The organism is Herbaspirillum sp. NPDC101396, assembly GCF_044767365.1.
GTDB lineage: Bacteria > Pseudomonadota > Gammaproteobacteria > Burkholderiales > Burkholderiaceae_D > Herbaspirillum.
This window is the reverse complement of the sequence record NZ_JBIWNT010000001.1, coordinates 161,865-184,018: the sequence shown is the minus strand read 5'-3', so window position 1 is coordinate 184,018 and position 22,154 is coordinate 161,865. Positions and strand designations below refer to the sequence as shown.

General features: G+C 59.7%; 22 protein-coding genes and 2 tRNA genes. 8 read left to right on the top strand and 16 right to left on the bottom strand.

Features of this window, described 5'->3' with window-relative positions:
- Positions 1–233 precede the first annotated feature (233 nt).
- Positions 234–1,028 carry a DUF5677 domain-containing protein gene (locus ACIROY_RS00830; protein ID WP_402338963.1) on the top strand — a complete coding sequence of 265 codons (795 nt, stop codon included), beginning with the start codon at positions 234–236 and terminating at the stop codon, positions 1,026–1,028.
- 6 nt (positions 1,029–1,034) lie between these two features.
- Here ACIROY_RS00830 and ACIROY_RS00825 read toward each other — a convergent pair whose 3' ends face one another.
- A complete protein-coding gene (locus ACIROY_RS00825) occupies positions 1,035–2,309 on the bottom strand; it encodes an amidohydrolase family protein (RefSeq protein ID WP_402338962.1) in 1,275 nt (424 codons plus the stop codon).
- A gap of 125 nt (positions 2,310–2,434) precedes the next feature.
- On the opposite strand from ACIROY_RS00825, the gene ACIROY_RS00820 reads away from it, so the two are divergent.
- Positions 2,435–3,526 carry an alpha/beta hydrolase family esterase gene (locus ACIROY_RS00820; RefSeq protein WP_402272099.1) on the top strand — a complete coding sequence of 364 codons (1,092 nt, stop codon included), beginning with the start codon at positions 2,435–2,437 and terminating at the stop codon, positions 3,524–3,526.
- Between the two features lie 46 nt (positions 3,527–3,572).
- Here the strand turns inward: ACIROY_RS00820 and ACIROY_RS00815 are convergent, their stop codons facing one another.
- From ACIROY_RS00815 to ACIROY_RS00795, 5 genes are all read right to left on the bottom strand, one after another.
- Positions 3,573–4,556: a bile acid:sodium symporter family protein gene (locus tag ACIROY_RS00815; protein WP_402338960.1), complete on the bottom strand. Its 984-nt coding sequence runs from the start codon at positions 4,554–4,556 to the stop codon at positions 3,573–3,575.
- A gap of 104 nt (positions 4,557–4,660) precedes the next feature.
- Positions 4,661–6,001, bottom strand: coding sequence for a 4Fe-4S binding protein (locus ACIROY_RS00810; protein ID WP_402340114.1), 1,341 nt, complete (start codon positions 5,999–6,001; stop codon positions 4,661–4,663).
- Between the two features lie 57 nt (positions 6,002–6,058).
- A complete protein-coding gene (locus ACIROY_RS00805) occupies positions 6,059–6,928 on the bottom strand; it encodes an FTR1 family protein (protein WP_402272103.1) in 870 nt (289 codons plus the stop codon).
- A 54-nt stretch (positions 6,929–6,982) separates the two neighbouring features.
- Positions 6,983–7,348 carry a cupredoxin domain-containing protein gene (locus tag ACIROY_RS00800; RefSeq protein ID WP_402272105.1) on the bottom strand — a complete coding sequence of 122 codons (366 nt, stop codon included), beginning with the start codon at positions 7,346–7,348 and terminating at the stop codon, positions 6,983–6,985.
- A gap of 102 nt (positions 7,349–7,450) precedes the next feature.
- Entirely contained in the window at positions 7,451–7,993 is a 543-nt protein-coding gene (locus tag ACIROY_RS00795) for an iron transporter (RefSeq protein ID WP_402272107.1), read from the bottom strand.
- Positions 7,994–8,427: 434 nt separating this feature from the next.
- Between ACIROY_RS00795 and ACIROY_RS00790 the strand changes: the two genes are divergently transcribed.
- From ACIROY_RS00790 to ACIROY_RS00780, 3 genes are all read left to right on the top strand, one after another.
- Positions 8,428–8,994 carry a phosphonate degradation HD-domain oxygenase gene (locus ACIROY_RS00790; protein ID WP_402272109.1) on the top strand — a complete coding sequence of 189 codons (567 nt, stop codon included), beginning with the start codon at positions 8,428–8,430 and terminating at the stop codon, positions 8,992–8,994.
- 18 nt (positions 8,995–9,012) lie between these two features.
- Positions 9,013–9,831: an inositol monophosphatase family protein gene (locus tag ACIROY_RS00785; protein WP_402272110.1), complete on the top strand. Its 819-nt coding sequence runs from the start codon at positions 9,013–9,015 to the stop codon at positions 9,829–9,831.
- A gap of 154 nt (positions 9,832–9,985) precedes the next feature.
- Positions 9,986–11,560, top strand: a complete 1,575-nt coding sequence (locus tag ACIROY_RS00780) for a methyl-accepting chemotaxis protein (RefSeq protein ID WP_402272112.1) — start codon at positions 9,986–9,988, stop codon at positions 11,558–11,560.
- A gap of 15 nt (positions 11,561–11,575) precedes the next feature.
- Here ACIROY_RS00780 and ACIROY_RS00775 read toward each other — a convergent pair whose 3' ends face one another.
- The 4 genes from ACIROY_RS00775 to ACIROY_RS00760 all read right to left on the bottom strand — a co-directional run bounded on the left by ACIROY_RS00775 (position 11,576) and on the right by ACIROY_RS00760 (position 12,814).
- Positions 11,576–11,806 (bottom strand): hypothetical protein, encoded by a 231-nt coding sequence (locus ACIROY_RS00775; RefSeq protein WP_402338958.1) that lies wholly within the window; start codon positions 11,804–11,806, stop codon positions 11,576–11,578.
- 75 nt (positions 11,807–11,881) lie between these two features.
- A tRNA-Arg gene (locus ACIROY_RS00770) sits at positions 11,882–11,958 on the bottom strand.
- A 69-nt stretch (positions 11,959–12,027) separates the two neighbouring features.
- The gene (locus tag ACIROY_RS00765; RefSeq protein WP_402338956.1) at positions 12,028–12,453 is read right to left on the bottom strand and encodes a CopD family protein; all 426 of its coding nucleotides are present in this window, start codon (positions 12,451–12,453) and stop codon (positions 12,028–12,030) included.
- A gap of 284 nt (positions 12,454–12,737) precedes the next feature.
- Positions 12,738–12,814: transfer RNA gene (locus tag ACIROY_RS00760), tRNA-Arg, on the bottom strand.
- Positions 12,815–13,033: 219 nt separating this feature from the next.
- Here ACIROY_RS00760 and ACIROY_RS00755 point away from each other — a divergent pair.
- From ACIROY_RS00755 to ACIROY_RS00745, 3 genes are all read left to right on the top strand, one after another.
- Positions 13,034–13,723 carry a sensor histidine kinase gene (locus ACIROY_RS00755; protein ID WP_402338954.1) on the top strand — a complete coding sequence of 230 codons (690 nt, stop codon included), beginning with the start codon at positions 13,034–13,036 and terminating at the stop codon, positions 13,721–13,723.
- A gap of 33 nt (positions 13,724–13,756) precedes the next feature.
- The gene (locus ACIROY_RS00750) at positions 13,757–14,416 is read left to right on the top strand and encodes a response regulator (RefSeq protein WP_402272120.1); all 660 of its coding nucleotides are present in this window, start codon (positions 13,757–13,759) and stop codon (positions 14,414–14,416) included.
- 228 nt (positions 14,417–14,644) lie between these two features.
- Positions 14,645–16,210 carry a diguanylate cyclase gene (locus tag ACIROY_RS00745; protein WP_402272122.1) on the top strand — a complete coding sequence of 522 codons (1,566 nt, stop codon included), beginning with the start codon at positions 14,645–14,647 and terminating at the stop codon, positions 16,208–16,210.
- A gap of 3 nt (positions 16,211–16,213) precedes the next feature.
- Here ACIROY_RS00745 and pnuC read toward each other — a convergent pair whose 3' ends face one another.
- The 6 genes from pnuC to ACIROY_RS00715 form a co-directional block, all read right to left on the bottom strand.
- Positions 16,214–16,825: a nicotinamide riboside transporter PnuC gene (gene pnuC / locus ACIROY_RS00740; RefSeq protein WP_402338952.1), complete on the bottom strand. Its 612-nt coding sequence runs from the start codon at positions 16,823–16,825 to the stop codon at positions 16,214–16,216.
- 12 nt (positions 16,826–16,837) lie between these two features.
- The gene (gene ftsB, locus ACIROY_RS00735) at positions 16,838–17,212 is read right to left on the bottom strand and encodes a cell division protein FtsB (RefSeq protein WP_402272127.1); all 375 of its coding nucleotides are present in this window, start codon (positions 17,210–17,212) and stop codon (positions 16,838–16,840) included.
- Between the two features lie 52 nt (positions 17,213–17,264).
- The gene (gene eno, locus ACIROY_RS00730) at positions 17,265–18,548 is read right to left on the bottom strand and encodes a phosphopyruvate hydratase (protein WP_402272129.1); all 1,284 of its coding nucleotides are present in this window, start codon (positions 18,546–18,548) and stop codon (positions 17,265–17,267) included.
- A gap of 84 nt (positions 18,549–18,632) precedes the next feature.
- Positions 18,633–19,487 carry a 3-deoxy-8-phosphooctulonate synthase gene (gene kdsA, locus ACIROY_RS00725; protein ID WP_402272131.1) on the bottom strand — a complete coding sequence of 285 codons (855 nt, stop codon included), beginning with the start codon at positions 19,485–19,487 and terminating at the stop codon, positions 18,633–18,635.
- Positions 19,484–21,148, bottom strand: a complete 1,665-nt coding sequence (locus ACIROY_RS00720) for a CTP synthase (protein ID WP_402272133.1) — start codon at positions 21,146–21,148, stop codon at positions 19,484–19,486. Before ACIROY_RS00720 ends, kdsA begins: the two co-directional genes overlap by 4 nt.
- A 116-nt stretch (positions 21,149–21,264) precedes the next feature.
- Positions 21,265–22,080: an alpha/beta fold hydrolase gene (locus ACIROY_RS00715; RefSeq protein ID WP_402272136.1), complete on the bottom strand. Its 816-nt coding sequence runs from the start codon at positions 22,078–22,080 to the stop codon at positions 21,265–21,267.
- Positions 22,081–22,154: the final 74 nt, after the last annotated feature.

Sequence of the window (22,154 nt, the reverse complement as noted above, 5' to 3'; positions counted from 1 at the left end):
GCACAGCAAACCCGTACCCGGAGACGAGTAAGCGCCTGCGCGAATCTTTTTACGAGAATCGCCGGCCGCGATGCAACCGCCTGCCGTACGAAGCACACCATCACTCTCGTCAGCCCTCCCTCGCTCTCGCATTTATTCTGCATTCATCCGCTTTTTGCCGCGGCATTGGTGCTATTCGCATCTTGACGCAAGACATACCCCAAAGATTGAATTATTTTCATTATTATTCAAGAATGAAGAAACATGGTTTTTTGTCACCCCATCTCCCCGTCCTGATCGCCGACATCCGTAAAAATGGCGCTTGCCAGTTCGCTGTAGCTGAAGCCTTCAATGAACTCGGGATGTGCGCGCTGCGCGACATCAACATCAATCCCTCCAACCTGCAAGAAGTATTCGGGGACTCTCTGTTCGGCCGCGTGCTCACCTCGTTTCAATCCGCCGTCATTCTCTGCGAACGCGGCTTATTGTCGGACGCCGCCACGCTGATCCGCTCTGCTGCGGAAACTGCGATCATTCTGACCGCCGTCGTCAGGGACGAAGAGGTCTGCAACACGTTGACCCTCGGGATAATGCATCAGGAACGCACACTGGCGCTATCGTGGCTGCATGAGTCGCCGGTCAATATGGTCCTCAGCAAAGAGGATGTCGCCACCCTGGAGAATCGAATCGCCGTAATCGACAGAGACTATCCTGTCGTCAAAAACCTGGAGGATGCCCCCATCAGACTGGACGTCCTGGCCGAGACCTACGGCAGTTCTGCTCTCTACAACATCGTGCGCCGCATCAGTGCCGTCAACGCCGTGCATGCCACGCTCGGAGCACTCAGGCGTCAGGCCAACGACGACTCCGCCCTCGCCGTCCAAGGATTCAAATTCGGTCCTGACGAAGAAGATCTTCCCGCAACCTTGTCCGATGCGCTTTCAGTGATGTCATCTGCGTTGGTATCGATTTATCACCGCTTCCCTGAAGTGGAACATCAGGATGATTTCGAAAAGTGCCAGGCGGCCTGGCGGTCGCTGTCGATCTGACGCAACTTACCTGGCCAGCCTGAAATCAACGCCGGCCGGCCGTCCCGGCAAATTGAGCCGCGCGTGCGCCGGCGGCGCCTGGCTGATCACGACGCCGCGGCGAATCACAAAGCGACGCGCAGCGCGCAAGCGGATCGCTTCGATCGGATCGCCGGCGTCCAGCACCACCAGGTCGGCGTGGCAGCCAACCTGCAAGCCATATCCCTCTAATCCCAGAATACGCGCCGGGGTTTCCGTCACGGCGCGAAAACAGTTGCGCATCGCGTCCTGACCGGTCATCTGCGCGACATGCAGCCCCATGTGCGCCACTTCGAGCATGTCCCCCGATCCCAGGCTGTACCAAGGGTCCATCGCGCAATCGTGACCGAAGGCGACGTCAACGCCGGCGGCCAGCAATTCCGGCACACGCGTCATGCCGCGTCGCTTCGGATAGGTGTCGTGGCGACCTTGCAACGTGATGTTGATCAACGGATTGGCGATTGCCGCTACGCCGGCTTCACGGATCAGCGGCAGCAATTTGCTGACGTAATAGTTGTCCATCGAATGCATCGAGGTCAGGTGCGAGCCGGCCACCCTGCCCTGCAAACCCAGACGCTGCGCATGATAGGCCAGGGTTTCGATGTGGCGTGACATGGGGTCGTCGGACTCATCGCAATGCATGTCGACGCGCAAGCCTTTTTCAGCGGCGAATTCGCATAGCAGCCTGACCGACTCCGCACCGTCGGCCATGGTCCGCTCGAAATGGGGAATGCCGCCGACCACGTCGACGCCCATGGCGATCGCCCGCTTCAGATTGGCGAAGGCGGTCGGACTGCGTAGCAGGCCGTCCTGGGGAAACGCCACCAATTGCAAATCCAGATAAGGCGCGACCTGTTTCTTCACTTGCAGCAAGGCCTCCACCGCCAGTAAGCGATCGTCGCAAATATCAACATGCGAACGGATCGCCAGCAAGCCGCGCGCAACCGCCCAGTCGCAATACTGCAGCGCGCGTTCGACCAGCGCCTGCTGCGTCAGCTCCGGTTTCAATTCGCCCCACAGCGCAATACCTTCCAGCAGCGTGCCGGAAGCATTCACGCGCGGCAGGCCGTAGCTCAGCGTAGCGTCCATGTGGAAATGCGCGTCGACGAACGGCGGCGTCACCAGATCGCCGGCGACATCAATTTCCTGTGCACCTTTTATATTCAGCGCTGAGCCGATGGCCGCGATGCGACCTGCTTCAATGGCAATATCCGTTTGCTCACCGCCTTCAGGCAGCGTGGCGTGGCGTAAGACCAGGTCCATGTGGCATCTCCTCGTTCCGTGTAGCCTCCAGATTAACGCAGCGCAGCATTTTGTTTGAACATTATTGCGTTATTGCCGTCTTCCTTGTGTCGCTCGCATCGGACACTCACTCTTGACGGATCGACATGTTCAAAAAGCTGAACCGAATGTGGCTGAGCGGCCTTAAAAAGGCCGGTCAAGCGCAACAGAAACAAGCGGGCAAGGTGCTCAAGGCAGTACTGTCCAAGCCGAAGGCGAAGCGCATTGCCTCCGCGACGTCGCGCAAGTCGGTGTTGCCGAAGCCTTCCGTGCATACCGAAACTACGGCCGGCGAGTGGATCAGTTCATCCTGCGTCAGCGCCACCCTGCCCGCGCGTCGCATGCACTATCGCTTGTTCCTCCCATCCGGCGCTCGCGGGCCTGCCACATCAATTCCGCTGATCGTCATGCTGCACGGATGCGAACAGAATGCCGCCGATTTCGCTGCCGGTACACGCCTGAATCAGCTGGCGGCAGCCAAGGGCTACGCCGTGCTCTACCCGGAACAGTCGCTGCGTGCGCATCCCAATCGGTGCTGGAAATGGTATGACGCCGCCACCCAGCGCGGCGGCAACGACATTGCGTTGATCGTGCACATGATCGACAAGATCGTCGCAGAACATGGCATCGACCACAGTCGCATTTATGCCTGCGGCATCTCCGCCGGCGCGGCCATGGCGCAGATACTGGCCCTCACCCACCCGCAACTCATCGCAGCCGTCGGCATGCATTCGGGCCCGGTATTCGGCGTCAGCCGCAACGCTGTCGGCGCGTATGGCGTCATGCAGCATGGCAGCAGCCACGCCCTGGCTCCGATAGAAAAGCTGCTGGCCAGGTCACCTGACTTTCCGCGCATGCCGGCGATCCTGATTACCGGGGATGACGACAAGATCGTGCGCCCGGTCAATCAACTGCAGGTGACGGGACAATTCCTGCTGCTCAACCATGCAGCCGGCCTGCTGCCGTCGCTGCCGGTGACGAAAGCCTTCGGCAGGACGTCAAAGCAATTCCCGCGAAAAAATACGATGACAATCCGCGATTTCGCAGCAGGCCCCAAAGTGCTGGTCCGCTCGGTGCACATCGCCCGCCTCGGTCATGCTTGGAGCGGCGGGAACGAGACGCTGCCCTTCAACGCAAAGGGACCGGATGCCGGCAAGCTGATGCTGGCATTCTTCTCGCGCCATCGCCGCAAGCAATGAAAAAAGCCCGCCGAAGGCGGGCTTTGCAAGCGGTGAACGGGATTGCTCACGCAGAAGACTCGGCGACTTCCGGGCGATTGCGGTAGCGTTGCGCCAATATCGCGCACACCATCAACTGGATCTGGTGAAACAGCATCAGCGGCAACAAGACCATGCCAACCGTTTGACTGGCGAACAGGACCTTGGCCATCGGCACGCCGCTGGCGAGGCTCTTTTTCGAGCCGCAAAAGACGATGGTGATTTCATCTTCCTTGTTGAAGCCCAGACGACGGCTGCCGAACGTCGTGATCGCCATGATGACCGCCAGCAGCAAGGCGCTGATGACGATCAGGCTGATCAGCATGACCGGCGGCACCTGACGCCACAAACCTTGATTGACCGCTTCGCTGAACGCAACGTACACCACGAGTAGGACCGAGCTCTGGTCCACCCAGCGCAGCCAGGACTTGTTGCGGTCCATCCAGGCGCCGATCCAGGGACGTGCGATCTGGCCGGCCACGAACGGCAACAGCAATTGGTAGACGATCTTCAGGATGGAATCCAGCGAGGAGTGTTCAGCGCTATGCGCCACGATGATGATGCCGACCATGAGCGGCGTCAGGAAGATGCCCAGCAAATTGGAGGCCGACGCAGCGCAGATGGCGGCGGGCACATTTCCGCGCGCGACCGATGTGAAAGCAATCGAGGACTGCACCGTCGAAGGCAGCACGCACAGAAACAGGATACCGAGATAGAGATCAGGTGTGATCACCAGCAGCAAGGCAGGCTTGAGGATCAGGCCGAGCAAGGGAAAGACGGCGAAGGTGCACAACAGCACCGTCACATGCAGACGCCAATGCACCATGCCGGCGATCACCGCTTCGCGTGACAGCTTGGCGCCGTGCATGAAAAACAGCAGGCCGATCATGAAAGTGGTCAGCCAGTCGAAGCCGACGGCGACCACGCCGGTACAGGGGAGAAAGCTGGCGGTAAGGACTACCGCAAACAGCATCAGCGTGAGATTGTCGGGAAGAAAACGGGGGCGCGCCATAAGAATCTTTGCAGGTTGGTTCCGGAAACAAGGTCCTGTGGGACCAAACCCGCTATTTTACGCGAGTCCTGCAAGGCGGCGGAACGGCAGAAACCCGGCGGGAATCACCAGATCCAAAACATCAGCAGCCAGGCGTAATTGACCAGCGCGAGCGCGCCGATCACGGGCAGCATGGCGAGCACACGGCGCGAGAGTGCTTCAGTGTGCTGGCCGATGACTTTCCAGGCCAGCAGCACGCTCCACAAGGTCATGACCGTCAGCAAGGCGGCGCGCACGTCGTTGGCCCAGTCGACCGGCCAGTGTTCGGCGCGCAGCAAGCTGATGGTGGTAGCCGACAAGCCGACGAACACGCCGCAGCCGGCCAGTGGAATGGCGGACTGCACCAGGTGATTGAAACGCGAACGGCTCCATGGTCCGAGCACCAGATTGCTGAGAGCAAACAAGGCGGTCAGCGCAGTGCCCAGCACGGCGGCGGTCGCCAGGATGTAAGACACCACCAGTCCGCCGTCAAGCCAGGAAAATACATCGCTTTGTTGCGGATAGTTGGTCAGCAGCCACCATGGCGCGTTGGTCGCAAATGGCCACATGATGTCGCGATCGATCAGCCAGGTGGCGATGAATTGCTTGGCTTCGACAAACCAGGGGCTGGCGCTCCAGTGGAACGCGCCGATGGCGATGCCGAACAGGCCGTACAGCACCAGTGAGCTTTCCCACAGGTTATTGCTGGTGCGGCCGACCTTGACGATTTCGACGGTCGGTGCGCGCCATGTCAGTGCAATAGCGTCACGATGGCCGCTGCAGCGACCGCACATATGGCAATCGGAAGCGCCCTTCATGTTGCGCAACGGAACCAGCGGCGCGCAATTGACCGCGATGGTCTTCTTGCCGTGGGTGTCGTAGGAAGCGCGCCAGGCGTCTTCATTGACTTTGTAATGGAATGGCGCCAGCTTGGCCAGCAGGCCGAATACGCCGTTGACCGGGCACAGGTATTTGCACCAGACGCGCTTTTCGCGTCCGTACAGGTAGCCGACGATCATGGCGCCCAGCGTCGATCCGCCCAGCACCAGCAAGACCGCCTTGGGATACTGATAGACGCTGACCATCTGGCCGTAGATCGTGGTGAGCGCAAACGCGACGAAGGGCCAGCCGCCCCAGCGCATCCAGCGCGGGATCGCCCAGTTTTTGCCGAACTTGCTGGCGAATTCGGTCAATGCGCCTTCGGGACACAACACGCCGCACCAGACGCGGCCCATCAACACCATGCTGACCAGTACAAACGGCCACCAGATGCCCCAGAAACAAAACTGCGCAATCAGGGTCAGATTGGACCAGATATGCGCAGTTTCGTCCGGCAACGGTAGAAAAATGGGAACCAGGATGAGCACGGCATACACCAGTACGACGATCCACTGAATACCGCGGATCAATGCGCCATTGCGGCGCATCCAGTCACCCGTTCGTGCCAGACGGGTATTGGGAAGCGTACTGGTGCTCATATCGCCTTATGCTGCCTGCCGGTTAACTTGGGTAGATTTGGACTTGCCGAGCGCGGAGGATACCACAAGCCAATATATGACATAAATTGCAACACTCATCAACGCTGGACGGGCACGATAGCCGGTCAGTGTCGATACCAGGCTACCTGCCGTGCTCGAATCATCCAGCAGCCAGCTGGTGTCCCAGACGGGCGCAGTCAAGGTCGAGACGAAACCGAGCGAGGAGAACCAGTCCGAGCTCTCCAGCAACAAGTCCAGCAGCTTTTCGACGCCGGTCAGCAACAAGCCGGCCGCCAGCAGCAACAGAATGATTTCGGTCACCTGGAAGAAACGGCGCCAAGAGAAAATCTTGCCGCCCAGTTGCAGCAGGTAGAAGGTCAGGAAGGCCAGGCCGAAACCGAGCACACCGGCAAAAATCAGCGCTCCGCGGCTGGCATCCTGCTGGCCCATGCCGATCCCGTAAAGGAACACCGCCGTTTCGCTGCCCTCGCGTGCAATCGCGAGCGCCACCAGCAGGAAGACACCCCACCAGTTGCCGGTTTCATAATTGACCTTCAGCGAGCTTTCCATGTCTTTCTTGAGCGTGCGACCGTGCTTGCGCATCCAGAACACCATTTGCACGATCAGCACTGCGGCGATCAATACCATGCCGATCTGGAAATAGGTTTGGGCGTCGCCCGACAGCAGTTCGCTGAAACCCAGCAAAGCGGCGCCCAATGCCAGCGCAGCCACAATGCCTGCCACCACGCCGCCCCACAGATACGGCAGGCCGCGACGTGCGGCGGCATCGCCGTTATTCAGCCAGGCATAGAGAATCCCGACCACCAGCAAGGCCTCGACGCTTTCGCGCCAGACAATAAATAGCACCTGCCCCATTACATCCCTTTCAATTGCATATTGCCGAGAACCTCGATCACCTATGCGCGCCGTTTATTTGGCGACGATGGCGCCTTGCGGCATGTTCAGATGGAAATCGTCAAAAAACTTGTACTCGCCTGGACGCAAGGGCGCGATCACGACGAAGGACTGTGCACCCGGCGCCAGGACTTTTTCCTTGCGCAGTTCCACGCTTTCGAATTCGGCGGCGGTTTTGCCGACGTTGTGGATTTCAATCTTGATACGCTGCCCGGCTGGAACTTCGATGCGCGCAGGATTGAATTTGCCGTCTGCCATTTCAAGCTTGAACGTCAGCAGATCCGATGCAAACGCGGTTGCGGCGGACAACGAACAGGCCAAGCCGATCAGCGTCGCGAAGATTCGTGAAGGTTGCGACGATTGCGTTTTACGCAAGGACATTCAGTACTCCCAAACTACATGGCCCCGCACAAGGCAAGGCCGGTCAATTCGGCATGCGCGATGAACTGCGCATGCACTCTCACTAAACAGCGCATGCGCTGATTAGTAGCCGCCCTTCTTGCCAACGCCGGCGAAGGTGAAATCGTAAGTCAGCTCAAACGGCTTGAACCAGGCGCCGACACCGGTTTCCTTGTCGACGTGACGGCCGAAGTGAGCATGCGCGTTGGCCGACGGCGGCGAGATGGTCAGCTTCAGCTTGTACTTGCCCGCACCGTCGAGCTTGACGTTGTCGCCGTAATGGGGGCCGTCGCTGGCCACCATCGGCATCATGTCGCCCTTGATGACCTTGGTCGAACCGGCCTTGGTCAGTTCGAACTTGATGACCAGGTAAGGCATCCAGTCGCCTTCGGCAAAGCCGTTGGGGTTCTTGGCGACAGCGCGGATATCGGCTTCCAGATGGACGTCCGATTCTTCGGCCTTGCGCATCATGCCGTCCGGTTCCATCTTGATCGGTTGCAGGTAGACCGCGCTGACTTCCATGCCATTCTGAATCTGCGGTTTGCCGATCGGATATTCGGCGGCGCTGGCAGCCGAGAAGGCTGCGAACATGGCGGCGGCTACTGCGAGTTTCTTGATACCGATCATATGATTTTTCTCCTACGCGTTAGATGATAATGATTACCATTAAAGTATAACATCATCTGAGGAGAGACGTGCCTTTGCGAGCGGGAATTCGTCAGCGGCTTGCGATGGTGAAGTGCCGATGGGAAAGCGGCCGGCAAATAAAAAACCCGCACCTTGCGGCGCGGGTTAAATCTAATTCAGGGGATGAATTAGAGGGGGGAGTTCGTAAGATATACCCCCACTTATCCCATACCTATCGCTATTACAAACTGTTACGGTTATTAACAAGTCTTGACGAGCGCCTTGCAGAGACCGCCCGGGGCCTGTCCGCAAGGCCGGATGACGGTCTCGCGTCCGGTCATGGAATTGTCATCATCCGGCAAGCTCCGGCCGCTATGATATCGGCATGACACCCGGTTATTTCCAGCTCCCTCCCTGAACCGTCCATCGACGCCATGTCCCTGACCATTTCCGACATCGAACTGCTCTTTCGCCGCCACGGCCACGCCCAATACACCGGCGAACCTGTGACGCAACTCGAACATGCACTGCAAACCGCCATGCTGGCCGAGCGCGAAAACGCCTCGCCGGCACTGATCACCGCTGCCCTTTTGCACGACCTCGGCCACATGCTGGAAGACGCTTCCGCCGGCTACGACATCCATGACACGCCGACCGCCAGCGGCATCGACGATCTGCATCAATACCGCATCCTGCCGTTCCTGCGCGCGGTCTTTGGTGAAGACGTGCTGGCGCCGATACGCCTGCACGTCGACGCCAAGCGCTACCTGTGTGCGGTCGAACCGGCCTATTTTTCGTCCTTGTCGCCGGACTCCGTGCGCAGCCTGCAACTGCAAGGCGGCGTCTTCGACCGGCAACAGGCGGAACACTTCATCGCCATGCCGCATGCAGTCGACGCTACTCGCCTGCGGCGCTGGGACGATCTCGCCAAGGAGGCCGACCTGGCGACGCCTGACTATGACCATTTCTCACGCTACCTGGTGCTCTGCGCACAGGCCTGAATTTTTCCTGACACTGCCATGCCTGATTTTCTGCCGCCCGCCCCGCTGTTTACCAAATCCATCGACGCCGTACAGCTGCTGGAATTCAGCGAGTTCATCGGCGAGCTCTGCACCATCAGCGGCGCCATCATCCGCAGCCATTACCTCAGTGGCGTCGCGGTCGAGTCCAAGTCCGACCAATCCCCCGTCACCGCCGCCGACCGCGACACCGAACAGGCCTTGCGCACCGCCATCATGGCGCGCTATCCACAGCACGGCATCATCGGTGAAGAACACGGCGCCCATCAGCAAGACGCCGACTACTGTTGGGTACTCGATCCCATCGACGGCACCAAGGCCTTCGTCTCCAACTGCTATATTTTCGGCACGCTGATTTCGCTGATGCACCAGGGGCGTCCGATCATCGGCGCACTGCACAGCCCGTTGATGGAACATCTGCTGATCGGCACCACCAACGGCACCACGCTCAACGGCAAGCCGGTCGGCATGCGTGCCTGCGCCAAGATCGGCGACGCCATGCTGCTGGCCACCGATCACTGGGACATCTTCACCCACCACAACGGCCCCGCCTTTGAAACACTTTCGCGCGATGCACGCCTGTACCGCGGCTGGGGCGATTGCCATGGCTACTTCCAGCTGGCCACCGGGGGCGCCGACATCATGCTCGATCCGGTCCTGAAAATCTGGGACATCATGGCCATCGTCCCCATCATCGAAGGCGCCGGCGGCCGCATCACCGACTGGCAAGGCAACAGCCCGCTGGGTGCCTCAGCGATCGTCGCCACCGCAGGCGGCGTCCACGATGCGGTGATTCGCGCACTCAATCCGTCGACATGACAAAACGGAAACTTTTTTCCCGTTTTTGATATTGCTTTCCCGTTATTTTTCATTATTCCGGATCACTCTCCGGTGCTAGCATCCTCGGCAATCCAATATCGCCGGCGCAGCCAGTCAGTCAGGCTCGCCGCCGGCACACAATAACGAGAGACGCATGAAGAACTGGAAAGTCGGGACGCGCTTCGCCGCGGGCTTCGGGGTGGTGTTGCTGATGATGGCGATCGTCGCGGCAATGGGCATCTGGCGCCTGCAATCGGTGGCCGAAGCAACCAACGCCATGATGCAGATGCCACTGGCCAAGGAACGATTGATCAGCGACTGGTATTCGAATATTTCCACCTCGATCACGCGCACCACCGCGATTGCGCGCAGCACCGACCTCGGCCTGGCGGGATATTTCGAAACGGCGACCAGCGACGCGGCCAAGAACGCCGCCGCGCTTCAAGCCAAGGTGCAGCGCCTGCTGAGCACACCCGAAGAACAAAAACTGTTCGCCGACATCGACACCAATCGCAAGGCTTACCACGAAGCCGGCGACAGCATCCTGGCGCTGCGTGCTGAAGGCAAGCTGTTCCAGGCCAAGAATGCCTTCGAGAAAAACTACCTGCCGAGCGCCGTGCGCTACCAGGCCTCGGTCGACAAACTGCTGCGCCTGCAGCGCCAGGGCATCGACGGCGTCGCCGGCAGCATTGACGCCACGTATCGTTCCAGCCGTCTGGCATTGCTGGCGCTGAGCGCCGCCGCCGTGCTGTTCGGCATCGCCTCCGCCATCGTGCTCACGCGCAGTCTGCTGCGCCAGCTCGGGGGCGAACCGGCCTACGCCGTGCGTGTCGCCGACCGCATCGCCGCAGGCGACCTGACGGAAGCGATCCGCCTCGCCGACAACGATGAAAACAGCCTCATGCATGCGATGAAAACCATGCAGGCCAACCTCGCCCGTTCAGTCGATCACATCAAGCAATCGGCCGAAACCATCGGCACCGCATCGAAGGAAATTTCCGTCGGCAATCTCAATCTGTCGTCGCGCACCGAACGCCAGGCGGGCTCGCTGCAAGAGACCGCCTCGGTCATGCAGCAGCTGACCTCGGCCGTGAAGAAAAACGCCGAAAGCGCCCTGCACGCCAACCAGCTCGCCGCCTCGGCGTCGCAGGTGGCAATCGCCGGCGGCAACGCGGTCAATCAGATGGTGGGAACCATGGCAACCATCAACGAATCGTCGCGCAAGATCGTCGACATCATTTCGGTCATCAACGGCATCGCCTTCCAGACCAATATCCTCGCGCTGAATGCCGCGGTGGAAGCTGCGCGCGCGGGTGAACAGGGCCGTGGCTTTGCGGTAGTCGCCACTGAAGTGCGCGCACTGGCGCAGCGCTCGGCCGGCGCAGCAAAGGAGATCAAGAGCCTGATCGACGATTCGGTCGGCAAGATCGTGTCAGGCAGGACATTGGTGGAGGAAGCCGGCGCCACCATCGGCCAGGTAGTCGACAGCATCAGGACGCTCAGCGATTTCGTCGCCGACATCAGCAATGCCAGCCTGGAACAAAGCACCGGCATCGAGCAGGTCAACCAAGCCATCATGCAGATGGACGACGTCACGCAGCACAACGCCGCACTGGTGGAAGAAGCCACGGCGGCGGCCCAATCGCTGCTGGATCAGGCCGGCTCGCTGGTGACTGTGGTGAATACCTTCAAACTGTCATCGTCACGCGAACTGGTGTTGAACGCGTAAGCAGAGACCAGTGGCTTACAACGGATTCTGATCAATCCATTCAGCTGAAAAATCGAGGATGTAGGCGACGGCGTCGTCTTCATTGGGAAATTCCGTGGTCGGCAGTTCGCGCGCGTAGCGGACTTCCCCGCTCTCGTCGTAACCCGCGCGGATGACGAAGCAGGCGGCGTATTGCCCGTTGTCCTGCAGCGCCACTTGCGGATAGACGGCCTGTCCCTTGTAGGGAAATTTGCTGGTTGCGCTCATGAATGCTCCACGGTCTGGAAGTCTGGAATAGGTCAAAAACAAAAGGGCCCGTCTTTCGACGGACCCTTTTCATTTTGGTGCGGCTGGCAGGAATCGAACCCACGACCCCTTGGTTCGTAGCCAAGTACTCTATCCAGCTGAGCTACAGCCGCAAGAGGCGCGATTATATAGGGATTTTTAAATAGTGCAACAGTTTTTGCAAGATGACAATCCTGCTTCGGTCAAAATGGCTTCACAACCACCATCGCCGCGATGATCGCAACCGACGCGATCGTCAACGCGCCGGAGTTTTTCAGCAGCCCCGACGCTTCCTGCTCGGGCGCATCCACCAGGCGACGCAGGTAGCCCGACTGAATGCCATGCAATGCCGACAGCAACAGCACCAACACCAGTTTCACCACCAACCAGCCTGCCGTGTGCCAGCCGCCAAAATACACCAGCGCCACACCCAGCCCCCATGCCAGCCCCATCGCCGGCGACGTCACGCGCTGGTCCCAGCGGCGCACCGCTTGCAGCAAGCGGAATTCGGCGGCAGAACGCTCCGGCGAGGTCTTTTGTAACGTTTGTAGCACCAGCGCCATGATCAGCATGCCACCGATCCAGATCACGATGGAAGCGACGTGAAATGCCTTGATCCAGAGATACATCAATGTTGGGCTCCCGTAAAAAGCTTGATCGGCGGCGAAGGTTTGAAGGTGAGGCACCGGATGAGGCACATTTTGCACCAAGCTGAGCCGCCATTTAAAAACTTGAACATCAAAAGCGACAGGATTTGACGTCAGTTACAGAGAGGGTAATCCCAGCGGAATCCGGGCTTTGTACTCGTCGGAATTGTATCGGCCGAGGCGGCGACTTGGAGGGACAAAGAAAAGCAGACTTTTGTGAAGCAGAAAAGACAAAAGGGCCCATCTTGCGATGGACCCTTTATATCTGGTGCGGCTGGCAGGAATCGAACCCACGACCCCTTGGTTCGTAGCCAAGTACTCTATCCAGCTGAGCTACAGCCGCGAAAGACGAGATTATAGCACCGCTTTTGGGCGAAATGGAAGCCTTTACGCCAAAAATCTTCCATACCGCGCCCGTACTCGCTTGCAGACGCATTAATCACTGCTTGCGCATCACGTAACCGCCATTTTATTGCCATTGATGCGCCAATATCTCCTGATTTGCGCTTCATCTGCCTTATGATTGCCGCTTGATTCCCTGCACCTCCCTACTTACAGCACCATGAGCGACACGCCTGCCGCCCGCCCGGACCCGACCGCCGAACGTATCAAGGAAGCCGAACGCCGGCGCATTGCCAAAGATTTGCACGACGAACTCGGCAGTCACCTGACCGCGCTCAAGATGGCGCTGGCCCGGCTTGGCGGGCAACTGCCCCGGGATGACACCACCCTGCTCGAACAGGCGCGTCACGCCGACGGTCTCATTGACGGCGCGCTCGACGCCATGCACGACATCATCGACGACTTGCATCCGGCCGTGCTCGACCTCGGCCTGCAAGCGGCGCTGGAATGGCTGGCGCGCAGTTTTGCTCGCGACACCGGCGTGCCGCATCGCTTGCACGTCGATGTCCCCGGCGACGAACTGCCGCCGGTCTTGCTCGACGCGTTCCAGAGCGTCAGCCTCTACCGTATCGCGCGCGAAGCGCTGCACAACGCCGGCCGCCATGCATCGGCACGCAACGTCGACATCTCGCTGCGCCATGACGGCAAGATACTGACGCTGATCATCGCCGACGATGGCGTCGGCCTGTCGCACGATGCCGGCACGCGGCCGCAATCGTCAGGCCTGCGCGGCATGCACGAGCGCGCAGCACTGACCGGAGGGACCCTGGAGGTGTTGCAAGGTGACAGCGGCGGGACGCAACTGCGGCTGACGCTTCCTGTCCTATCCGCCGCTAACCTTATAGAATAACGCCACGTTCAGCCCGGAGACAGATAGCAGCCCATGCCAATAACGAAAAAGAACAGTTCCGCCATCAAAGTGGCAATCGCCGACGATCATGCGATCGTACGCGAAGGCCTCCGGCAGATCTGCAGCGGCACCAAGGACATCATCGTCGTCGGCAATGCAGAGAACGGGCTGGAAACCATCAAACTCACGCGCCTGGGCAACTGCGACGTGCTGCTGCTGGACATCATCCTGCCGGATCGCACCGGCATCGACGTCCTTAAACAGATCAAGAAGGAAATCCCCAAGCTGCCAGTGCTGATGCTGTCCATCCACCGCGAAGACCAGTACGCCATCCGCGCCCTCAAGGCCGGTGCAGCGGGCTTCCTGAACAAACAGGCGGCACCGGCCGAATTGATCAACGCGATCCGCCAGGTCGCTGCGGGCCGCAAGTACATCAGCCCCTCGCTGGCGCAGGAGTTGGCCAACCAGATCGGCTTCGACCACGAAACACCATTGCATGAAACCCTGTCCGACCGTGAATACCAGACCATGGTGATGATCGCTTCCGGCAAGACCGTCAGCGATATCGCCGCCGAATTATTGCTCTCGGTCAAAACTATCAGCATGTATCGCTCGCGCGTCCTCACCAAAATGAAATTGCGCCACAACGCCGAGCTCACGCACTATGCGCTGAAAAACAACTTAGTCGAATAAATGCGCAACCGGTCCGCCGGTGTAAACCGCCAGACGGTAAAATGCGTTAAAAGACAGGTCTCGTCCTACGCGTTGTAATGTCGTAAAGAAATAACCATCAACCGACATTCAGGCGCCCTTACACAGGTAAAGAAACGTCACGGCGCCAGGATGTTAATCCGACATCATCCGCCGGTGAGCCATGAGACTTTGTCGCAATCCGTTTGAATAAGAAGCCGTCCATCAGGCATGTCAAAAAAGCCAGCTCAAAGTCCCGTCGATATCGCGCGAGAAGCCTTCCAGCAACTCGCCACCCGCCGCATTGCCCCTACTCCCGACGCTTATCGCGAAGCCTATGAAGAAATCGTCGGCACCAAGAGCGACCTGAAGCCGGAAGGCGTGCTTGCCGCGTTCGCGCAGCACCTGACGCAGCAGCCGGGCGATATCGGCAAGCTCGGCCTGCGCCTGACCATGGCGATCAACGGCAGCGACTGGAAGGACTATAACGACGAGCTGGACAATTTCGTCGAACAATATTTTCCCTCGCGCAACCTGGTCCCGCACGGCCAACTCGTGCCGATCGATCTGGAACGCGAATTCATACGCGACAGCAAGAAGGAAAAGATGCTGCGCGAAGTGCTGGCGCGTGTACTGATCTTCAATATGGCGTCACTGCTGATCGAAGCGCCGGAACTGGCGAACGAATCGAAATCGATCGGCCTCGATCTCAAGACCGCGTTCTCCGAGCAGGCCATGAACGAAGTCATCGGCCGCCTCAAGCAGATGAGTTTCCAGATCGAGCTCAAGAGCGAAGACATCGCCCTGCAACAGGAATTGCTGATGCGGCTGTTCCAACTGCTGCTGGAGAACATCCACGGCCTGCTGGAAAAAGGCTCGTGGCTGAGCAGCCAGATCACCGCCGTGCAGGAGTTGATCAACGGCCCGATCAGCAAGACTTCGCTGGCCGACGCCACCAAGACCTTGAAGGAGGTCATCTTCAAGCAGGGCCTGCTCAAGAACACGCTGAGCGAAGAAAAGGTCACCGCCAAGAACATGATGCTGACTTTCGTCGATCGCCTCAGCGCGATGGTGTCGACGACCGACAACTATCACAAGACCATCACCAGTTTTTCGCAGCAGATCAGCCAGGCCTCCGACATCAGCGACCTCAACTCGGTGCTCAACGGCATCATGAACGCGACCAAGGACGCCCAGGACGAAGCGCTGCGCTCGCGCGACGAGATGATCAATGCACGCCAGGAAATGCAAAAAGCCGAGGCGCGCATCGCCGCGCTGGAGTCGCAGCTGGTGCACATGGGCGAACTGGTGCGCGAAGACCAGTTGACCGGCAGCCTCAACCGCCGCGGCATGGACGAATCGCTGGAGCGCGAAATCATCAACGCCGATCGCCTGGGCGCCCCGCTGTGCATCGCCCTGCTCGACCTCGATGATTTCAAGCGCATCAACGACACGCACGGTCATGCTACCGGCGACGAAGTGCTGGTGCATCTGGTGAGCGTGGTCAAGGAAACGCTGCGCAAGCTGGACGTGATTGCGCGTTTCGGCGGAGAAGAATTCCTGGTGCTGCTGCCCGAAACCGAGCCGGCCGAAGCGATGCAGATCATCACCCGTGTGCAGCGCGAACTGACCAAGCGTATTTTCATGCACAACACGCAGCGTTTGCTGATCACCTTCAGCGCCGGCGTCGCCTATCGCGCACAAGGCGAAACCCAGGCCGATCTGATCAAGCGCGCCGACGTGGCGCTGTACAAGGCCAAGAACGCGGGCAAGAACCGCGTAATCCTGGCCGAGTGAAACTTACGACGCTGCCGGCGCCGTCTGCCGCCAGGCGCGCCAGCCGGCGATCGCCAGCAGCACGAACAATCCGTACAGAATAGCGGTCAGCGTCAGGTGCTTGTAGAGATACAGGCCGACGTAGAGCATGTCGACCGCAATCCAGACCAGCCAGTTCTCAATTTTCTTGCGCGACAGCAGGAATTGCCCCACCAAGCCGCCCGCCGTCAGGAAACCATCCATGTGCGGCACGTCGGTATCGGTGAAACGACGCAGGAACACCGACAGCACGGCAAAGCCGGCCAGCCACGCCAATCCCGACCACAGCACGCCGCGGCGCGACAGCGTCGACGCCTTGAGCGGCAAATGCTGCTCACCGCCGCGCAGCCATTGATACCAGCCCCATATCGACACCGCCACGAACACGCATTGCAGGCCGGCGTCGCCGTACAGGCGCGCCTCGACAAACACCACGCCGTATAAGGCCGAAGACAAAATGGAAAACAGCCAGGCCCAGTGATTCTGGCGAATATTGAGCGCGACCGTGATGATCGCCAGCAGGAAAGAGATCAGTTCCAGCGGCGTCGTGACGAGGCCGGCAAAACCGAACAGCGGCAGGCTGTCGTTGAGGGACATGGCGAGCCGGTCCTAGCGTGAAACCGGGGAAGATCGGGATGAGGTTGGCGCAGCCGAAGACGATACGGGCGCCGCAGGCATGGGTTGCTGCGGCGTTCTTGAAACGCTGGCGGCGTTGCCGTCGAGGATCTGGATGAAGACTTCGTTCTGCTTGATCATGCCGAGCTCGTAACGCGCACGTTCTTCGACCGAACCGGTTCCCTGCTTGAGGTCTTCCACTTCGGATTCGAGCTTGGCGTTGCGCGCCTTGAGTTCGTCATTCTTCTTCTGTGCCTGCTGGACTTGCTTGTCCAGGTCCCATACCCGCAGCCACCCGCCTTTGCCCAGCCAAAGCGGATACTGGATCAGCACCAGAAGCGCTGTGAGGCAGAGAATGATCAGGCGCATTGGAAGAATGCCGGGTGATTGTCCGGCAGGCGAATGCTGCCGGACATCTTGCTTACTTCAGATTGTAGAAAGCCGAACGGCCGGGATAGCTGGCGATATCGCCGAGGTCTTCCTCGATACGCAACAACTGGTTGTACTTGGCCATGCGGTCCGAACGCGACATCGAGCCGGTCTTGATCTGCAGCGCGTTGGTGCCGACGGCGATGTCGGCGATGGTCGAGTCTTCGGTTTCACCCGAACGGTGCGAGATCACGGCGGTATAACCGGCGCGCTTGGCCATTTCGATGGCGGCGAAGGTTTCGGTCAGGGTGCCGATCTGGTTGATCTTGATCAGGATCGAGTTGGCGATGTTCTTCTCGATGCCTTCTTTCAGGATCTTGGTGTTGGTGACGAACAGATCGTCGCCGACCAGCTGCACCTTCTTGCCCAGCGTTTCGGTCAACAGCTTCCAGCCGGCCCAGTCGTTTTCGGCCATGCCGTCTTCGATGCTGATGATCGGATACTTGTCGCACCACGATGCCAGCAGGCCGGTCTTTTGCGCCGGCGTCAGCACCATGTTTTCGCCTGCCAGGTGGTAGTTGCCGTCCTTGTAGTACTCGGTAGCGGCGCAATCCAGACCCAGGGCGATCTGCGTGCCCGGCTCATAGCCTGCTTCTTCGATCGCTTGCAGGATCAGCTGGATCGCAGCTTCGTGGCTGGCCACGTTTGGTGCGAAGCCGCCTTCGTCGCCAACCGATGTTGCCAGACCCTTGGCGTGCAGGATCTTCTTCAGGGTGTGGAACACTTCGGCGCCGTAGCGGATCGCTTCACGGAAGCTCGGTGCGCCGACCGGAATGATCATGAATTCTTGCAGATCGAGATTGTTGTCTGCATGCATGCCGCCGTTGATGACGTTCATCATCGGCACCGGCATCTGCATCGAACCGCTGCCGCCGAAATAGCGGTACAGCGGCAGGCCGGCTTCTTCAGCCGCCGCCTTGGCGACTGCCATCGACACGGCCAGCGTGGCGTTGGCGCCCAGGCGCGCCTTGTTTTCGGTGCCGTCGAGGTCGATCAGCGTGCGGTCCAGGAAAGCCTGTTCGTTGGCGTCCAGACCCATGATCGCTTCAGAGATCTCGGTGTTGATATTTTCGCAGGCTTGCAGCACGCCCTTGCCGAAATAGCGGCTCTTGTCGCCGTCACGCAGTTCGATCGCTTCGCGAGAACCGGTCGAGGCGCCGGACGGCACTGCCGCACGACCCAGGACGCCGGACTCCAGCAGGACATCGCATTCGACAGTAGGATTGCCGCGCGAGTCGATAATTTCACGGCCGATAATATCAACGATTGCACTCATTCAAACATCTCCATCAAGCAAGGTTTTAAGCAAATTTTTTATAGACGGAAGCCGGGCCGGGATCAACTCCCGGCCCGTTCAGTTTCAGGAAAAATCGTTTTCCAGGAAAACCGACTTCTTCACAATGCGATCCAGTTCGATCATCGTGCCCAGCAGCTCCTTGATACGAGCCAATGGAACAGCGTTGGGGCCATCGGATTTGGCCTCCGCCGGATTCGGATGTGTTTCCATAAACACGCCGGCAATACCGACCGCAATCGCCGCGCGGGCGAGTACGGGTACAAATTCACGCTGGCCGCCCGAAGACGTGCCCTGTCCGCCCGGAAGCTGCACCGAGTGAGTGGCGTCGAATACCACCGGCGCGCCGGTCTCGCGCATGATCGCGAGGCTGCGCATGTCGGACACCAGATTGTTGTAGCCGAAGGACACGCCGCGTTCGCATGCCATGAAGTTGTCTTCCGGCAGGCCAGCTTCCTTGGCCGCCGCGCGCGCCTTGGCGATCACATTGATCATGTCGTGCGGCGCCAGGAACTGGCCCTTCTTGATATTGACCGGCTTGCCAGACTGGGCGCAAGCGCGGATGAAGTCGGTCTGACGGCACAGGAAGGCCGGCGTCTGCAGGACGTCGACCACTTCCGATACCGGCTTGATCTCGTCGATCTCGTGGATGTCGGTCAGCACCGGCACGCCGATCTGTTTCTTGACCTTGGCCAGGATTTCCAGGCCCTTTTCCATGCCCAGGCCGCGGAACGAGGAACCGGACGAGCGGTTGGCCTTGTCGAAGGACGACTTGTAGATGAACGGGATGCCCAGCTCGGACGTGATCTCTTTCAAGGTGCCGGCAGTGTCCAGCGCCATTTGCTCCGATTCGATCACGCAGGTGCCGGCGATCAGGAAAAACGGCTGATCGAGGCCGATGTCAAAACCGCACAGTTTCATGCTTTTCCTTTGCTTGCTGCCGTCGCATCATGGTGCGCCAGCGCTGCCTTGATGTACGAAATGAACAGGGGATGGCCGTCGCGCGGCGTCGACTTGAACTCAGGGTGATACTGCACGCCCAGATACCACGGGTGCGCATTCTCACCGCCGGTGCGCGGCAGTTCCATGATCTCGCACAGATCTTCGGTCGGCGTACGCGCCGACACGATCAGGCCCGCATCTTCCACGCGGGACAGGTAAAAATTGTTCGCTTCGTAGCGATGGCGATGACGCTCGGTCACCTTGGCGCCGTAAATCTCGGAAGCCAAGGTACCCGGCTTGACGTCGCAAGTTTGCGCGCCCAGACGCATGGTGCCGCCCAGATCCGAATTGGCGTCGCGCTTCTCGACCTTGCCGTCATGGTTTTGCCATTCGTCGATCAGCGCCACTACCGGCTGCTCGGTTTCCGGATCGAACTCGGTCGAATTGGCTTGCGCCAGGCCGGCCTTGTTGCGTGCATATTCCAGCAGCGCGACTTGCATACCGAGGCAGATGCCCAGGTAAGGCACCTTGTGTTCGCGCGCAAACTTCGCCGCAGCGATCTTGCCTTCCACGCCGCGCTTGCCGAAGCCGCCCGGGACCAGGATCGCATCGTACTTTGCCAATGCGGCGGTGCCGGAGGTTTCGATCTCTTCCGAATCCAGGTATTCGATGTTGACGCGGCTGCCGGTATGGATGCCGGCGTGGCGCAGCGCTTCGGTCAGCGACTTGTATGATTCGGTCAGGTCGACATATTTGCCGACCATGCCGATGGTAACTTCGTGCGACGGATTTTCTTGCGCGTGGATCAGCTTGTCCCACATCGACAGATCTGCCGGGCTCGGCGACAGGCCGAGTTTTTCGCAGATGATGTTATCCAATCCCTGGTCGTGCAACATCTGCGGAATCTTATAGATGCTATCTGCATCCCACACCGAAATCACGGCGTCGACCACGACGTTGGAGAACAGCGAAATCTTGTCGCGCTCGTCGTCGGGAATGCGACGGTCGGCGCGGCACAGCAATGCATCGGGCGAAATACCGATTTCGCGCAGCTTTTGCACGCTGTGCTGGGTCGGCTTGGTCTTGAGTTCACCGGCCGAGGCCAGGAACGGCACCAGCGTCAGATGCACGAAGGCGGCGGCGTTGCGGCCGGCGCGCAGGCTCAGCTGACGCGCTGCCTCGAGGAACGGCAGGGATTCGATATCGCCGACGGTGCCGCCGATTTCGACCAGCGCAACGTCATAGCCTTCGGCGCCGCGGTGGATGAAGTCCTGGATTTCGTTGGTGATATGCGGGATGACCTGAACGGTCTTGCCCAGATACTCGCCGCGGCGTTCCTTGCGGATCACGGACTCATAAATCTGGCCGGTGGTGAAGTTATTCACCTTCTTCATCTTGGCTGTGATGAAACGCTCGTAGTGGCCGAGATCCAGATCGGTTTCAGCGCCATCGTCGGTGACGAAGACTTCGCCGTGCTGGAATGGGCTCATCGTTCCCGGATCAACGTTGATGTAGGGATCGAGCTTAAGAAGGGTGACTCGGAGGCCGCGCGATTCGAGGATCGCAGCGAGAGATGCGGCGGCAATCCCTTTACCCAGGGAAGACACGACGCCGCCAGTGACAAATACAAACTTGGTCATTACAAAGAAGGTGCCGAACGGCACGTGCGGGAAATTCGAATTATACCCCAAACCGACCGCTTTTCATCCCCCTCTTTTGCGGAAACGCCAGATTTCCGGCAGGAATCCGGCGCGACTTATTTCCCTGCAAGCAAGCCCCGTATCATTTCATGGGTCGCCTGTGCCGCCGCTTCGGGCGCTTCCATCGGGAACAGATGACCGCCCGGAATCTGCCTGAAATGCTTGCCCACCAGTCTCTTCGTGGCGTCCAGTCCGGCCAGCCGGCATTCGACCGAATCGACGCCGCCGACGAAGCCGACCGGCACCGGATATTGCCGTCGCGTCAACGCCCCGAGGTGATGCGGGATGGTGCGGTAGACCGCGGTTTCGGTTTCGCGCGTGAAGCGCAGCTTGACGCCGCCGGACGGCTCCGGTTCGACGCCATGGGCGACATAGTCGCGCAGCACGCGCTCGGGCCAGGCCGCGAACAAGGCCTTGGCGGCGTAGTGCTGATAAGCCGCTTCCATGTCCGGCCAGGCGTTGCGGCGGCGGCTCGACGCCACCGACGGCGAATGTTTGCTTTCGATACGCAGCAGCTTGACCAGGCGCAGCGCAGAGGCGCGCCAGCCCGCTACGATCGGCGAATCCAGCAAGACCACGCAGCGCACCAGGTCGGGCCGCTTGCGCCCTGCCAGCAGACTCAGGATGCCGCCCATGGAGTGACCGACCAGAATCACGGGCTCGCTGTAACGCTGCGCCAGCTCCTCCCCCAGCTCCTTGCCGAGCTTGCGCCAGCCGTCGTCAACCGGATAACGCGGATTGTGCGCATGCATGGGCAAGGCGCGCACGTCGTAGTGCGCACGCAACTGGTCGAAGAACATGCCGTAGGTCCCGGCCGGATAGCTGTTGGCGTGGGCGAAATGCAGAATCGGCAAGGTCGGCTGATTGTTCATGGGATCGGATGGACGTATTGATTGCCGGATTATCTGGCAATTAACGCGCGGCGTCAGCCTTTTCCGGCGTGCTT

Coding starts and splice junctions, on each gene's coding strand:
- ACIROY_RS00780 (WP_402272112.1), top strand. CDS start 9,986: ATGAAGAACTGGAAAGTCGGGACGCGCTTCGCCGCGGGCTTCGGGGTG.
- ACIROY_RS00810 (WP_402340114.1), bottom strand. CDS start 6,001: ATGCGCCGCAATGGCGCATTGATCCGCGGTATTCAGTGGATCGTCGTA.
- ACIROY_RS00805 (WP_402272103.1), bottom strand. CDS start 6,928: ATGGGGCAGGTGCTATTTATTGTCTGGCGCGAAAGCGTCGAGGCCTTG.
- ACIROY_RS00830 (WP_402338963.1), top strand. CDS start 234: ATGAAGAAACATGGTTTTTTGTCACCCCATCTCCCCGTCCTGATCGCC.
- ACIROY_RS00790 (WP_402272109.1), top strand. CDS start 8,428: ATGTCCCTGACCATTTCCGACATCGAACTGCTCTTTCGCCGCCACGGC.
- kdsA (WP_402272131.1), bottom strand. CDS start 19,487: ATGAAACTGTGCGGTTTTGACATCGGCCTCGATCAGCCGTTTTTCCTG.
- ACIROY_RS00795 (WP_402272107.1), bottom strand. CDS start 7,993: ATGATCGGTATCAAGAAACTCGCAGTAGCCGCCGCCATGTTCGCAGCC.
- ACIROY_RS00825 (WP_402338962.1), bottom strand. CDS start 2,309: ATGGACCTGGTCTTACGCCACGCCACGCTGCCTGAAGGCGGTGAGCAA.
- ACIROY_RS00715 (WP_402272136.1), bottom strand. CDS start 22,080: ATGAACAATCAGCCGACCTTGCCGATTCTGCATTTCGCCCACGCCAAC.
- ACIROY_RS00815 (WP_402338960.1), bottom strand. CDS start 4,556: ATGGCGCGCCCCCGTTTTCTTCCCGACAATCTCACGCTGATGCTGTTT.
- pnuC (WP_402338952.1), bottom strand. CDS start 16,825: ATGTCCCTCAACGACAGCCTGCCGCTGTTCGGTTTTGCCGGCCTCGTC.
- eno (WP_402272129.1), bottom strand. CDS start 18,548: ATGAGTGCAATCGTTGATATTATCGGCCGTGAAATTATCGACTCGCGC.
- ACIROY_RS00755 (WP_402338954.1), top strand. CDS start 13,034: ATGAGCGACACGCCTGCCGCCCGCCCGGACCCGACCGCCGAACGTATC.
- ACIROY_RS00800 (WP_402272105.1), bottom strand. CDS start 7,348: ATGTCCTTGCGTAAAACGCAATCGTCGCAACCTTCACGAATCTTCGCG.
- ACIROY_RS00820 (WP_402272099.1), top strand. CDS start 2,435: ATGTTCAAAAAGCTGAACCGAATGTGGCTGAGCGGCCTTAAAAAGGCC.
- ACIROY_RS00765 (WP_402338956.1), bottom strand. CDS start 12,453: ATGTATCTCTGGATCAAGGCATTTCACGTCGCTTCCATCGTGATCTGG.
- ACIROY_RS00745 (WP_402272122.1), top strand. CDS start 14,645: ATGTCAAAAAAGCCAGCTCAAAGTCCCGTCGATATCGCGCGAGAAGCC.
- ACIROY_RS00720 (WP_402272133.1), bottom strand. CDS start 21,148: ATGACCAAGTTTGTATTTGTCACTGGCGGCGTCGTGTCTTCCCTGGGT.
- ACIROY_RS00750 (WP_402272120.1), top strand. CDS start 13,757: ATGCCAATAACGAAAAAGAACAGTTCCGCCATCAAAGTGGCAATCGCC.
- ftsB (WP_402272127.1), bottom strand. CDS start 17,212: ATGCGCCTGATCATTCTCTGCCTCACAGCGCTTCTGGTGCTGATCCAG.
- ACIROY_RS00775 (WP_402338958.1), bottom strand. CDS start 11,806: ATGAGCGCAACCAGCAAATTTCCCTACAAGGGACAGGCCGTCTATCCG.
- ACIROY_RS00785 (WP_402272110.1), top strand. CDS start 9,013: ATGCCTGATTTTCTGCCGCCCGCCCCGCTGTTTACCAAATCCATCGAC.